This is a genomic window from Acinetobacter shaoyimingii, assembly GCF_011578045.1.
GTDB lineage: Bacteria > Pseudomonadota > Gammaproteobacteria > Pseudomonadales > Moraxellaceae > Acinetobacter > Acinetobacter shaoyimingii.
This window is the reverse complement of sequence record NZ_CP049801.1, coordinates 2,232,012-2,244,875: the sequence shown is the minus strand read 5'-3', so window position 1 is coordinate 2,244,875 and position 12,864 is coordinate 2,232,012. Positions and strand designations below refer to the sequence as shown.

Sequence of the window (12,864 nt, the reverse complement as noted above, 5' to 3'; positions counted from 1 at the left end):
ATGTTTGGGATTTTACAATCCATTTCCTTATTTAGATTTTTTCACACAGCAAACCTCATTCGATTGTTTGCTGTGTTGAGGCAAACATTAACGCAATTTCGACAACCATTCACCCGTCATTTGAACAATTTGAACAATGATAATGAGTACAATAACAGTAAGTATAATAGCGCTGTTATCAAAGCGTTGATAACCATAAGAGATGGCAACATCGCCGATACCACCACCACCTACAGCACCTGCCATTGCTGTTGCACCAATTAGACTGATTGCTGCAGTTGTTAAATTTAAAATCAGCGAACTACGTGATTCAGGAATAACAAATTTGAAAATAATTTGCCAATTGGTTGCACCCATTGCTTGTGCAGATTCAATGATCCCATCATTTACCTCTAATAATGAAGTTTCAACCAAACGACCAATATAAGGACCCACATAAATGGTTAAGGGAACGATAGTAGCCCAAGTGCCGATAGAAGATCCGATAATGAATCGTGTCAATGGAATAATTGAAATTGCTAAAATAATGAATGGTAGTGAACGTAAAGCATTAACGATGGGATTGATCGTATTATAAATAAAGGCATTTGGTAAAAATCCCTTAGGACGAGTGATATATAAACAAATTCCTTGTAAAAAACCCCAAATTGTACCGAATAACATTGCAAAGAATACCATTACAAAGGTTTCTTGCATTGCCGTGACAAATTGATCAATTGACAGAGCGCTATGCCAAAATGGTGCTGTGATTTCAGTCAGGCATTGCACAATTAAATCTCTCATGCTTTGACTCCTGACTGTTCAACTTCAACACCTTGTTGTTTTAAAAATGCGATCGCATCTTCAATCATTTTATGTTCACCCAAAAGCTGTATAAACATCTGCCCAATAACACTGCCGTTAATTTCGGTCATATTGGCAAACAAAATATTTAAACTCACATCAAAGTTTTTAATCACGGCTTGAATCACAGTTTCCTGAGCAGAACGTCCTAAAAATTTTAGACAATAAATACTGTGATGATTCTGATTTTCTAAATTATTCAAAATATTGACAGGCAATTGCTGTTCTAACACAGTCTGAATAAATGTTTTTGTTGTTGGATGTTGAGGCTGACTAAAAATTTCAAGGGTAGTGCCTGATTCAATGACTTTGCCTTGTTCCATCACAGCGACATAATCACAAACCGATTCAATCACATCCATTTCATGCGTCACCATCACAATGGTAATTCCATGTTCGCGGTTAATTTTTTTTAAGAGTGTCAAAACAGACTGTGTGGTTTGTGGATCAAGGGCAGAGGTAGCTTCATCACAGAGTAAAATTTTAGGATGATTGGCCAATGCGCGGGCAATACCGACACGTTGCTTTTGTCCGCCTGAAAGCTCATCTGGGAAGGCATCTTTTTTGTGTTTGAGATCGATGAAATCCAAAAGTTCATCGAGACGTTTGTCACGTTCGGCTTTACTCCAACCGAGCAAACGCATCGGCATTTCAATATTGGCTGCAACGGTTTTGGTTTGCAATAAATTAAAATGCTGAAAAATCATGCCAATATTTGCACGTTCTTGACGAAGCGAACTTGCATTCAAAGCAGTGAAGTCTTTTTGATGAATCACCACCTGACCTTCATTGGGTCTTTCAAGCAAATTAATCAAACGAATTAATGTACTTTTACCTGCACCACTATAACCAATGATGCCAAAGATACTGCCTTCAGGAATGCTGAGGTCGATGTGATCCAAAGCTCGTATGGTTTGACCGTTAAGCTGATAGTGTTTTGATATATTTTTAAATTCAATCATGTCGTCAAGAACTGTATCTAAAATAAAAACAGGCAAATTTAATTTGCCTGTTTATAAAATGAATGTATAGGGTTATTTTGCTTCAGTTAAATATGAAACAGGTTTATCGACATCAACTTTTGTACCCCCAAAGTGCTCTTGAACGTATTTGCCTACCGCAGGCGTATGGTATAAAGCGCCGACTTTTTTCAACACAGCATCATTTTGACGATCTGCAGCGACAGCTAAAACATTGACATTCATTTTCGTGCTTTGGTCAGTTGGTTCATAATAAACGGCATCTTTCAGTACGTTTAAACCACCTTCCATTGCCAAGGTGTTGCCCAATACAATGGCATCTACTTCGTCTTTAACACGAACAGCAGTTGCCATTTGAATAGGTTTAATGACAATATTTTTGGTATTTTCAGTGATGTCTGCTGGTGTGCCTTTTACATAATCAAAATCTGCTTTAAGTTTTAGTAAGCCAGCAGATTGAAGGAGAAGAAGAGCACGTGATTCATTGGCACCATCATTTGGAATAGCAATGGTTGCCCCAGTTTTGAACTCATCTAATTTTTTGACTTTACTTGAATAGATGCCCATCGGTTCTAAATAAGTAGTCGACAATGGTGCAATCTTAGCGGTATTGGCGTCATTATAAGCGACCATATAAGCATATGATTGGAATGCGTTCACATCAATCTCATGATTAGCTACAGCGGTATTCATAGAGACATAGTCAGTAAAGTTTTTGACATCTAGCTTAATGCCAGCTGCTTTTGTTTCAGGAAGAGAGGCAATATAACGCCAAATGTCAGCATCTGAACCTGTAGAGGCCATGGTTACTGTTTGGAGTTCAGATGAATCTTTTTTTTCTGTTGTAGTTTGAGCAGGAGTGTCTGATTTTGAACAGCCAGTAAGTACAACTGTAAGGCCTAATGCAAGTCCAAGGAGCTTTTTCATTTGTTTTTCCTAGGTGAATTGATTCCACATTATTTTAGAGTGTAGATCGGAATTTGTCCTGATGCTATCGGTTTAAAATGATGTCCCACTGAAAGATGTGATCGCAAATTTATACAGATTTTGATATTTTCACTGGAAAAATGGTTATATCAGATCTGAGGCAGTTTGTGATGATCAATAAAGTGAATGAATCATAACAATATTTTATTATTCAATATAGTGAAAAGAACTTTAGTTATTATCACTATATGTGTATAAGAATTGATGTGAAAATTAAAATTTTGTCATTTTAAACATAAGCTTAATTAGACTAACAATAAGAAAATGATGTTGTTTTTGATTTTTATAATTTATATAAGATTTTTTAGGATATAAATAACAAAAATAGATATACAAAAACCAGTGTTGAATTACTGAAATAATTAACAAATTCAAACTATGTGCTGGTTGAATTTTGACATAATTATCATGCAATGACCTTTATAAAAATCTAAAGAGATTCAAATGAAAATTCAAAAATTTAATTTAAGATTAGTTCCTGAATGCTATTGTATTGTGACTCCATCCAAAATTTTTGATTCAGTTTTGTGGGTAGATTGGTTGGATGAAGATGGGAATGATGTTGAAGTTAATTTAGCTGACGATACGATGTTGGCTGGTTCTGGAGAGATTGAAGTGTATGCAATTCCAGATTCAGATAAAGATAAAATTGATTTAAATGATTTAAAAGAACATCCAGAATTGGATGAACGTATTCAAATAGGTGTGAGTGAATAGTATTTATTTATCATAAAAATAGCGTATTGTTCTGTTAAAACCAACACTGCGCTGGTTTTAACATCATTTAAAATTTAAAGTAAAAGTGATACTTGTTTAAATGGATTTACAAGCGATATAACATTTTTATTATCAATCTAAATTTCAATATTTGTTCAACGTTTATAAAATCAGAATCATCCAAAAGTGATGCAATTCAGCTATCGATGGGTTAAAAAGTCAATCACATTGCTTTCACATTATTTTCTATTGATTTGATTGAGATTATTAAGGGTAAATAAAATAGTGGTAATGCAATGATGCATTACACAATAACAAAAGCAGGGACTGCAATGAAGCTATCTATGCATGGTAAAAATCTAAGACAAAGTTTGATTCATCGGGTGTCGAAATTTTTACCGCTACATCAACAAGTGAAAGTGCTTCATATATTTCATCAATTAAAAAGTCAGTTTTCTACAAATCCAGATTTTGAGCCGATGGTTGAGACGCCATTGCCTGAAGTCGATTCATTAGCATTGCAAGACATTGATCTGAGTCAGCCATTTTTATATCGACAAGGGCTTTGGGTATCCTACTATCAACGTTTAAGACAAGAAGCGCCTGTGCATTATCAGGCTAAGAGTCGTTTTGGTGCATTCTGGTCTGTTACGAAGTACGACGATGTTCAATTTGTCGATAAAAATCATGCGCTGTTTTCATCTGAGCCGATCATCATGTTAGGCGAGCAACCCAAAGGTTTAGAGCTAGAAATGTTTATTGCCATGGACCCACCGAAACATGACATTCAACGTAAAGCGGTACAAGGGGTTTTTGTGCCGAAGAATTTACAAGAGATGGAAAGTTTAATTCGAACCCGAACCATTGATGTGCTTGATCATCTTCCTTTGAATACACCATTTGATTTTGTTGATCGTGTCTCCATAGAGCTGACATCACGGATGTTAGCAACGTTATTGGACTTTCCTTATGAGGAACGCCGTAAACTGGTGTATTGGTCGGAAATTGCGTCATCGACACCTGGAACAACAGGCGGAACAATGGATATTGATACAACATTTGATGGTCTTAAGGAGATGCTACGTGATCTTAGCGCTTTATGGCATGACAAAGCGGCACGGATTCAGGCAGGTGAAGCCCCAAGTTTTGATCTAATGAGTTTATTAATTCGCAATGAAGCAACCCAAGATTTAATTGAACGACCGCTAGAGTTTTTGGGCGATTTAGCTTTATTGATTGTGGGCGGCAATGATACAACACGAAATTCGATGTCAGCAGGCGTTTATGCCATGCATTTATTTCCGAAAGAATTTGAAAAGCTGAAGCAAAATCACGATTTGATACCGAATATGATCAGTGAAATAATTCGCTGGCAAACCCCTTTGGCTTATATGCGCCGTGTGGCAACGCAAGATGTGATGTTAGGTGGACAGTTTATTCGTAAAGGCGATAAAGTAGTGATGTGGTATGCCTCTGCCAATCGAGATGAGTCGGTGTTTGAGCATGCAGATGCGTTCATGATTGACCGTGCCAATGCCAATAAGCATCTTTCCTTTGGGTATGGGATTCACCGTTGTATGGGGAGTCGACTGGCAGAAATGCAATTAAAAATTTTATGGGAAGAAATATTAAAACGCTTTGAACGTATTGAGGTCTTGGAAGCGCCAGAATTGGTGCAATCGAATTTTATTCGGGGTTATTCTAAGATGATGGTGAAGCTTCAACCACGTGTTCAAAACTCATAAATTCTAAGTTGAAAATGAATGATGCGAAGTTGAAGCGTATCTCTTAAAACTTTCTCTATGGCATTAACAAAAGGGAATAGAGAGATAGTCTGAACGGAGCTTTTCATACAGCACGTGCGGACACAATTCATGACTGGCTGGAATGAGCGGATGATCAAATTCTCTGACTTTGTCCAAGCCAATTTTTTGCATCACACGTTGAGAAGGGATGTTTTGTAGTGCTGTAAATGAAATCACTTTGTCTAATCTTAGATTGCGAAACGCATGTTTAAGCACAGCTTTTGCGCCTTCTGTGGCATAACCTTGATGCCAATATTGTGGTAGTAAACGCCAACCAATTTCTGGGGCATCTGCCATGTCAAATTCAGATGGATGTACGTGTAAGCCGATAAATCCGATAAAATCACCTGTGCTTTTAAGTTCTACTGCAAATAGCCCCCAGCCACGAGTTTCTATTGCATCTTTTAAGCGTTGCATAAAAGCAGTAGCTTCCTCAGCACTCAGTTTTTTATAGAAGTAGCGCATGACATCATCATCTGCACACATTTGGATAAATGGGATAGTGTCGGCGTCTTGCCATTGGCGGAGGATGAGGCGAGGGGTTTGAATATATCGAGATGTCATTTGATGGGACTATATTATGTATAATAGTGCTTATTAATTTCTAAACAGTAATTATAACAAGGATGCTTTATGAAGGAGTATCAGGATACCGAAACTGGACAAATATATGCTTTTGAAGATGACTATGATCCCTTTCTTTCTGAAAATCGTAATATTCCTAAGACACTAACTAAAAATATTAAAGAAAGACCGACAGAAACATCCGTCTGGTATGAGGGTGGTTGGATTGAAAGAACAGATGCTCCTATTGATTATATAGAGCCTACTTCTAGACTACCATCATATAATCCCACATGGATGGTTCATCTAAAACCTTATTCAGCAATAATTAGTGAACAGCAACCGCAGATCAATTTTACATTAGATCAAATCAATAATAATTCTTATGATGGAACGCAACTATCAAAAGTAATCGGAATTCTTTCTTTAGAAAGTGATGATAGCTTAAGTGCTTTAATTAGCTATGACGGAGTAATAGCAATTCCTCAAAGTGAAAAGTTTCCAACACGTATTGATGGTATTGCTAAATTAAATGAGATTTTGTGTTGCCTATTATTAGGTGGAATACATGTAGAAGTTCTGTATCCTCATGAGTTAGTAGTAGGGACATTATATGAAAAACAAAGCTTATTTTCTTATCTGCCATCGCTTCATAATCAATTAAGATGCAATTGGGCATCTAAATCTGAACGACTTGCACCACTGATGTGTCCAAGAGTCTTACATTTAAATGATCTGAGACAGGCTTATAATGAAGGACAGGAAATAGTTAAGTCTATACCTACTTTCACACTATTCTTTCTATCAAATGGCTATACATCTTTAATTAATCAAAACAATAATGATGCGCTTAATAATTTGTGGGTTGTGGTTGAGCAAATTACAGAAATTTTATGGAAGAAGATTTATATGAAATGTAAGGATAGCTATCCAAGACAAGTAAGATGTTTACATACAACATGGGAAGAAGGTAAGTTTTTAAAAAATATAGCAACTAAGCATAAACTTTTAAGGTTAGCCAAAATTATCTCAAGACAAAATTATAAGATATTAGAGAGTGCTCGAAAATCTCGAAATAAACTAGTGCATAGAGGAAGACGTCCTGAATATGAAGTAATTTTTGAATTGTGGGGAATATTATCCGAGCTTCTTGAGGTAGCTACTTGTAGAAGAAATATAGGTCTTAGAAAAATAAAAGTCGGGAAAGAATTAAACTGGAGTAATCCACAAAATACTAATTTTGATGAATGGAAAGAATTAGCAGCTCAAATGAAATAAAAATTATTAATAAAAACCCCGCACTCAGCGGGGTTTTTTACTTTATATCTTTATGAGAAAGAATTAAGCATTTTCACGAGCAATCGCACGGTAACCAATATCTTTACGGTATTGAACGCCGTCGAATGTCACTTTTTCACAAAGTTCTAAGGCTTTTGCTTGTGCTTCACTAATGGTATTACCAAGAGCCGTCACACAAAGCACACGACCACCAGCAGTCACGATGTCACCATTCTCAAGTGCTTTCGTGCCTGCATGGAAGACTTTCGCATCAGCCATTACAGTATCTAAACCTGAAATTACATCGCCACTGCTTGAAGTTTCAGGATAGTCTTTAGACGCTAAAACGATACCAACCGTTTTACGCTCATCCCATTCAGCTTCTTTCGGTAATTTGCCTTCAATACCTGCTTGAACCAAATCCACCAAAGATGATTTTAAACGCATCATGATCGGTTGAGTTTCAGGGTCGCCAAAACGACAGTTAAACTCGATGACTTTAGGCTGACCTTTGTCGTCAATCATCAAGCCTGCATATAAGAAACCAGTATAAACATGACCGTCTTTTTTCATACCTTCAACGGTAGGACGCATCACTTCATTCATGGTTTTTTCAAATACGTCTGCTGTTACAACAGGAGCAGGAGAGTAAGCACCCATACCGCCAGTATTTGGACCTTGGTCGCCTTCAAAAATACGCTTATGGTCTTGTGAAGTCGCCATTGGCAAAATGTTGTCACCGTCAATCATACAAATGAATGATGCTTCTTCACCTGCCAAGAACTCTTCGATCACCACACGAGAACCTGCATCACCAAACTTGTTGCCTGCAAGCATGTCATCAATCGCATCAAACGCTTCTTGATTGGTCATTGCAACGATCACACCTTTACCTGCAGCAAGACCGTCAGCCTTGATCACAATCGGTGCACCATTTTTTTCAACAAATGCTTTCGCAGCATCCACTTCAGTGAATACGTCATAGAATGCAGTTGGAATGTTATGGCGTTTTAAGAAGTGTTTGGCAAATGCTTTAGAGCCTTCTAACTGCGCTGCAAATTGTGTTGGTCCCCAAATTTTCACACCAGCTTCACGGCAAGCATCGACCACACCATTGACCAGAGGGGCTTCAGGACCCACAACGATCAATTCAACCGCATTGTTTTTGGCAAAATCAATAATGGCAGGGTTGTCGAGAATGTCTAAAGCGACATTTTCACATTTATTTTCAGTTGCAGTACCGGCATTCCCAGGCGCTACAAAAACTTTTGTAACTTGATCGTCTTGTGCGATTTTCCATGCCAATGCATGTTCACGACCGCCACTACCTAAAACTAAAATATTCATTTAAAAAATCCCTCAATGTATAGAATTCCCCCTTGCGAAGCGATGCTTCTCACCCTTTAGAAAAGGGAGGGTATCACGTATTAAAACTCAGGTTTCTAACGTGAAAAGTCCCCCTTTTTACAAAGGGGGGATTTAGGGGGATTAATAAATACAACTTATAATGAATTAGTGGCGGAAATGACGCATGCCAGTGAATACCATTGCAATGCCTGCTTCATCCGCAGCAGCAATGGTTTCTTCATCACGCATAGAACCACCTGGTTGAATAATGCATTTGATTCCTGCTTTTGCAGCGTTATCAATACCATCACGGAACGGGAAGAATGCGTCAGATGCCATCACTGCACCTTCAACCACTAAACCTGCATGTTCAGCTTTGATTGCAGCGATACGTGCAGAGTTTACACGGCTCATTTGACCTGCGCCGACACCAATGGTTTGACGGTTTTTCGCATACACAATCGCATTAGATTTCACATATTTCGCCACTTTCCAAGCAAAGATTAAGTCATCAATTTCTTGTTCAGTAGGAGCACGCTTAGTCACGACTTTAAGATCATCTTTAGTAATCATACCCAAGTCTTGATCTTGGACTAACAAACCACCGTTTACACGTTTGTAGTCAAGCTGTGCAGCACGTTCATCGATCTTAGGAAGTTCACCACACACAAGCACACGTACGTTTTTCTTCGCACCAGTTACTTCTAATACGCCATCAGTGATGCTTGGTGCAATAATCACTTCCACGAATTGACGATCCACAATCGCTTGCGCGGTTGCAACGTCTAATTCACGGTTGAATGCAATGATGCCACCAAATGCAGATTCAGGATCGGTTGCATATGCAAGGTCATATGCTGCTTGAATACCGTCTAAAGACACCGCAACACCACATGGGTTTGCATGTTTCACAATCACACATGCTGGTTTCGCGAATGATTTAACACATTCAAGTGCAGCGTCAGTATCTGCAATGTTGTTATAAGAGAGTTCTTTACCTTGTAACTGTTTTGCAGTTGAAACAGATGCTTCAGTCGCAGTTGATTCAACATAGAACGCAGCAGACTGATGTGGGTTTTCACCGTAACGTAAGTCTTGTGCTTTATTCAATTGTGTATTGAAGGTGCGTGCAAATTTGTCAGCAGTGCCTTCTTCCTTGCCTACGCGTGCGCCTAAGTAAGATGCAATCATACCGTCATATTGCGCAGTATGTTCAAATGCTTTCACTGCAAGATCAAAACGTGTTGCATGAGTTAAAGCACCCTCAGCTTTAAGTTCAGCAATTACCGTGTCGTAATCTGATGCATTTACCACGATACCAACAGATGCATGGTTCTTCGCAGCTGCACGAACCATTGTTGGGCCACCGATGTCGATGTTTTCAATCGCATCAGCAAGCGAACAATTTGGTTTTGCCACAGTTGCAGCAAATGGATATAAGTTAACAACAACTAAATCGATCGCGTCGATGTTGTGTTCAGCCATCACAGCTTCGTCGAGACCTCGACGAGCCAAGATACCCCCATGAATTTTTGGATGTAGTGTTTTTACACGGCCGTCCATCATCTCTGGGAAACCAGTATGCTCTGAAACTTCAACTACAGCGACGTCATTGTCTTTCAACAATTTATACGTACCACCTGTAGATAAAATTTCTACCCCTAGAGCAGAAAGGTTCTTTGCAAATTCAACAATACCAGTTTTGTCGGAAACAGAGATTAAAGCGCGTTTAATAGTCATGATCTTCGTCACAGTTTTCAAGGAACAGAGTAAAACAAAAGGAACAAGTTAAATTAAATCAGTTTTCAAAAATATACAGGTTAAAAAAAATGCCTGCGGTAACCGCAAGCATTTTATCATTTATTCACTCATTAAACCGTGAGCTTTCAACTTTTTACGTAACGTACCACGGTTAAGTCCGAGGATCTCTGCAGCACGTGTCTGGTTACCACGCGTGTATTCCAGAACGACAGATAAAAGAGGTTTCTCCATTTCTGCTAGCACCATGTCGTAAACTTGAGATGGTTGCTCGCCTTGCAATTGTGCAAAATAATGGCGAACTGCGCGATCTACGTGAATACGAAGAGCGACATCAGATTGTGCAGTAAAAATAGGAGATTTGCTATTCATGCGAGTTAATCCGAAAATCTATCATCACTTGGGTAAAGTGATAAATTGTGGTCAAAAAAAAAATTGAGCTCTGTTTTAGTTCCTAAAACAGGTGCTCTAAAACAAGAACAATAGCTTGCCATAACTTTTGCATTTGAGCGAAATTTAACCGTAACAAGACATTAAAATTTGTTACAGCCGCAATATTTATAAAAAATGCACTCAATGCGCTAAATTATCTAATAAAGCACATGTGTTGAACTGTATTTTTAAAAAATATTGCGAGAAGTTGATATGGCAAAGCTTTCGTGGCGCACATGATACCATTCTCAAAGAAAAAGTGAGCAAGAAAACTACATTTTTTTTCAATTTTTAATAGTTTTTTCCAATCTTAAGGGCGGATTACTTCTATTTTATAATTATCGAAGGATGTTTTTGATACATTTATGGCAAATTTGAATTCAAAAGGGCTATTTGTCGGAATTCGAGTGATTCCATTTAAGCTCGGTACCAAATAATCAGTTGAAGATTTGATGTACGATGCTTTGATCACTCCTTTGTCTATTAAGCTCAGCTTCAATAAGGGAAGATTTAAACTCTTTTCATAGTTATTGATCAAAATGCCATTAAATTCAGTTGAATGATCATCTATAGCCACCGTATTCAAATGTGAAATGGTCATCTTTTTATAACGCTGATCAATGGTGACACAATTAAACATGGCACAGCTATTAATAAAGAAAGCATTTAATGTAGGTGACTTGGCGAGAAGTGATGGATTAAACCAAAGCAATTGGAATACGAATATAAAGAGTAAGGCTACATTGGCAAAGAACCAAGCCACATAATATGCTGGATGTCTTGGTTTAGAGGTTTTATCAAATTGACGGTCTTTTGAACGTGAAGATAAATTCAACGCGGGGAATGCAGCAATAGGATCGATATTGAACTTATTTAAATTGTTTAAATACGTGCGTAAATCCATATTCGAATTTTCAATTTTACGATCAAAAATTGCAATAATATCTTTTTCTTCAAAAATGTCTTTTTGAAAGGTCTTTAAATCATTGGGTGAAGAACTTGTAGATTTTTTTACAAGTTCTTCAGACTCTGGTTGTTTGACTAAATACGTTAAGGCATTAAATTGAGTTGAACATTTTGCACAACACACCATCCCCTGAGCAACAGTTAACTGAGTAACTGAAACTTTATATACAGTTTGACAATGGGGACAGCGTGTTTGTTTATCACTCATATATACTTAAACTGACTTTTATTTTTTAAGTTTACCAGAAATACGACACCAGTTTTCATCTCGTTTTTCAACCAATTGCACATCGAAAAACGCTGAATACACACGTGAAACTTCTTCGACTTGCTCTTCAATCACACCGGCCAATGCAAATTCACCTTCAGGTTGAATCAGCGTTGCAAATTCAGAAGCCAATGCCATTAAAGGTCCAGCAAGAATATTGGCAACAAATACATCTGCTTTTTGATCGCCCAACTCAGCGTTAAACTCTTCTGGCAAACCTACATATAAACGATCGAGTACACCATTGAGGTCAGCGTTTTGCTGTGTTGCCAAAACAGCTTGTGGGTCAATATCCGTTGCATAGACTTTTTTGGCACCAAGAAGTAGGGCAGCTACACCTAAAATACCTGAGCCACAACCATAATCAATGACAATCTTATCTTTGACATCAGTTTGCCCCAGCCATTGTAAACATAAGAAGGTAGATGCGTGGTTGCCCGTACCAAATGCAAGACCTGGATCAAGCTTAATGTTTACTGCATCTGGTTCTGGTGCTTCCATCCATTCTGGAACGATCCAGTAATTTTCACCAATTTGAATCGGTTCGTAAGCATCCATCCAAGTACGTTCCCATTCTTGATCTTCCAAGAACTCACTACGTAATGGTGCATTTGGCATTTGAGCTTTAATAAATGTCTCTAAAGCAGCAACATCGATGTGTTCGTCATCTTCCTGAGCATAGATACCAGTGACAATAACTTTATTCCAAAGTGGTGTTTCACCTGGTAGAGGTTCAAGTAAGTCTTGATTTTCAGCATCATCTAAAGTCACGCTCACTGCGCCTAAAGACTCTAATAATGTTTCAGTGAAATCAACTTGTGACTTTTCTACAGTAATATGAATTTGTAACCACTTCACCAGTAATACCTAATCTCAGTTTTAAAAGTCTATTGTAGCGGAATCGTGCTGTATTCACCTC

The 12,864-nt window shown here is 37.9% G+C and carries 12 protein-coding genes; 3 read left to right on the top strand and 9 right to left on the bottom strand.

The annotated features are described in order from the left end of the window. Nucleotides 1-87: 87 nt before the first annotated feature. The 3 genes from G8E00_RS10050 to G8E00_RS10040 all read right to left on the bottom strand — a co-directional run bounded on the left by G8E00_RS10050 (nt 88) and on the right by G8E00_RS10040 (nt 2,750). Complete coding sequence (locus G8E00_RS10050) at nt 88-783, bottom strand: methionine ABC transporter permease (protein ID WP_166224266.1); 696 nt, start codon at nt 781-783, stop codon at nt 88-90. After that, a complete protein-coding gene (locus G8E00_RS10045) occupies nt 780-1,805 on the bottom strand; it encodes a methionine ABC transporter ATP-binding protein (protein ID WP_166226512.1) in 1,026 nt (341 codons plus the stop codon). Before G8E00_RS10045 ends, G8E00_RS10050 begins: the two co-directional genes overlap by 4 nt. Nucleotides 1,806-1,877: 72 nt before the next feature. Beyond that, nucleotides 1,878-2,750: a MetQ/NlpA family ABC transporter substrate-binding protein gene (locus G8E00_RS10040; RefSeq protein WP_166009297.1), complete on the bottom strand. Its 873-nt coding sequence runs from the start codon at nt 2,748-2,750 to the stop codon at nt 1,878-1,880. 504 nt (nt 2,751-3,254) lie between these two features. On the opposite strand from G8E00_RS10040, the gene G8E00_RS10035 reads away from it, so the two are divergent. Beyond that, nucleotides 3,255-3,527, top strand: a complete 273-nt coding sequence (locus tag G8E00_RS10035; RefSeq protein WP_166224263.1) for a hypothetical protein — start codon at nt 3,255-3,257, stop codon at nt 3,525-3,527. Nucleotides 3,528-3,826: 299 nt separating this feature from the next. After that, a complete protein-coding gene (locus G8E00_RS10030) occupies nt 3,827-5,272 on the top strand; it encodes a cytochrome P450 (RefSeq protein ID WP_455168453.1) in 1,446 nt (481 codons plus the stop codon). Between the two features lie 63 nt (nt 5,273-5,335). Here the strand turns inward: G8E00_RS10030 and G8E00_RS10025 are convergent, their stop codons facing one another. Next, the gene (locus G8E00_RS10025; protein WP_166224260.1) at nt 5,336-5,896 is read right to left on the bottom strand and encodes a GNAT family N-acetyltransferase; all 561 of its coding nucleotides are present in this window, start codon (nt 5,894-5,896) and stop codon (nt 5,336-5,338) included. A gap of 69 nt (nt 5,897-5,965) precedes the next feature. On the opposite strand from G8E00_RS10025, the gene G8E00_RS10020 reads away from it, so the two are divergent. Then, nucleotides 5,966-7,174: a hypothetical protein gene (locus G8E00_RS10020; RefSeq protein WP_166224257.1), complete on the top strand. Its 1,209-nt coding sequence runs from the start codon at nt 5,966-5,968 to the stop codon at nt 7,172-7,174. A gap of 63 nt (nt 7,175-7,237) precedes the next feature. Here G8E00_RS10020 and purD read toward each other — a convergent pair whose 3' ends face one another. The 5 genes from purD to prmA form a co-directional block, all read right to left on the bottom strand. Further along, the gene (gene purD, locus G8E00_RS10015) at nt 7,238-8,521 is read right to left on the bottom strand and encodes a phosphoribosylamine--glycine ligase (protein ID WP_166224254.1); all 1,284 of its coding nucleotides are present in this window, start codon (nt 8,519-8,521) and stop codon (nt 7,238-7,240) included. Between the two features lie 165 nt (nt 8,522-8,686). After that, the gene (gene purH / locus G8E00_RS10010; RefSeq protein ID WP_166224251.1) at nt 8,687-10,261 is read right to left on the bottom strand and encodes a bifunctional phosphoribosylaminoimidazolecarboxamide formyltransferase/IMP cyclohydrolase; all 1,575 of its coding nucleotides are present in this window, start codon (nt 10,259-10,261) and stop codon (nt 8,687-8,689) included. A 120-nt stretch (nt 10,262-10,381) separates the two neighbouring features. Further along, nucleotides 10,382-10,651: a DNA-binding transcriptional regulator Fis gene (gene fis / locus G8E00_RS10005; RefSeq protein ID WP_001086304.1), complete on the bottom strand. Its 270-nt coding sequence runs from the start codon at nt 10,649-10,651 to the stop codon at nt 10,382-10,384. 370 nt (nt 10,652-11,021) lie between these two features. Beyond that, nucleotides 11,022-11,885, bottom strand: coding sequence for a DUF3426 domain-containing protein (locus G8E00_RS10000; protein WP_166226508.1), 864 nt, complete (start codon nt 11,883-11,885; stop codon nt 11,022-11,024). Between the two features lie 18 nt (nt 11,886-11,903). Next, nucleotides 11,904-12,803 (bottom strand): 50S ribosomal protein L11 methyltransferase, encoded by a 900-nt coding sequence (gene prmA / locus G8E00_RS09995; RefSeq protein WP_166224248.1) that lies wholly within the window; start codon nt 12,801-12,803, stop codon nt 11,904-11,906. Between the last annotated feature and the right edge of the window lie 61 nt (nt 12,804-12,864).

Bases quoted from the DNA above. Each gene is read 5' to 3' on its own strand.
- G8E00_RS10050 (WP_166224266.1), bottom strand. From the start codon at position 783: ATGAGAGATTTAATTGTGCAATGCCTGACTGAAATCACAGCACCATTT.
- G8E00_RS10045 (WP_166226512.1), bottom strand. From the start codon at position 1,805: ATGATTGAATTTAAAAATATATCAAAACACTATCAGCTTAACGGTCAA.
- G8E00_RS10040 (WP_166009297.1), bottom strand. From the start codon at position 2,750: ATGAAAAAGCTCCTTGGACTTGCATTAGGCCTTACAGTTGTACTTACT.
- G8E00_RS10035 (WP_166224263.1), top strand. From the start codon at position 3,255: ATGAAAATTCAAAAATTTAATTTAAGATTAGTTCCTGAATGCTATTGT.
- G8E00_RS10030 (WP_455168453.1), top strand. From the start codon at position 3,827: ATGCATTACACAATAACAAAAGCAGGGACTGCAATGAAGCTATCTATG.
- G8E00_RS10025 (WP_166224260.1), bottom strand. From the start codon at position 5,896: ATGACATCTCGATATATTCAAACCCCTCGCCTCATCCTCCGCCAATGG.
- G8E00_RS10020 (WP_166224257.1), top strand. From the start codon at position 5,966: ATGAAGGAGTATCAGGATACCGAAACTGGACAAATATATGCTTTTGAA.
- purD (WP_166224254.1), bottom strand. From the start codon at position 8,521: ATGAATATTTTAGTTTTAGGTAGTGGCGGTCGTGAACATGCATTGGCA.
- purH (WP_166224251.1), bottom strand. From the start codon at position 10,261: ATGACTATTAAACGCGCTTTAATCTCTGTTTCCGACAAAACTGGTATT.
- fis (WP_001086304.1), bottom strand. From the start codon at position 10,651: ATGAATAGCAAATCTCCTATTTTTACTGCACAATCTGATGTCGCTCTT.
- G8E00_RS10000 (WP_166226508.1), bottom strand. From the start codon at position 11,885: ATGAGTGATAAACAAACACGCTGTCCCCATTGTCAAACTGTATATAAA.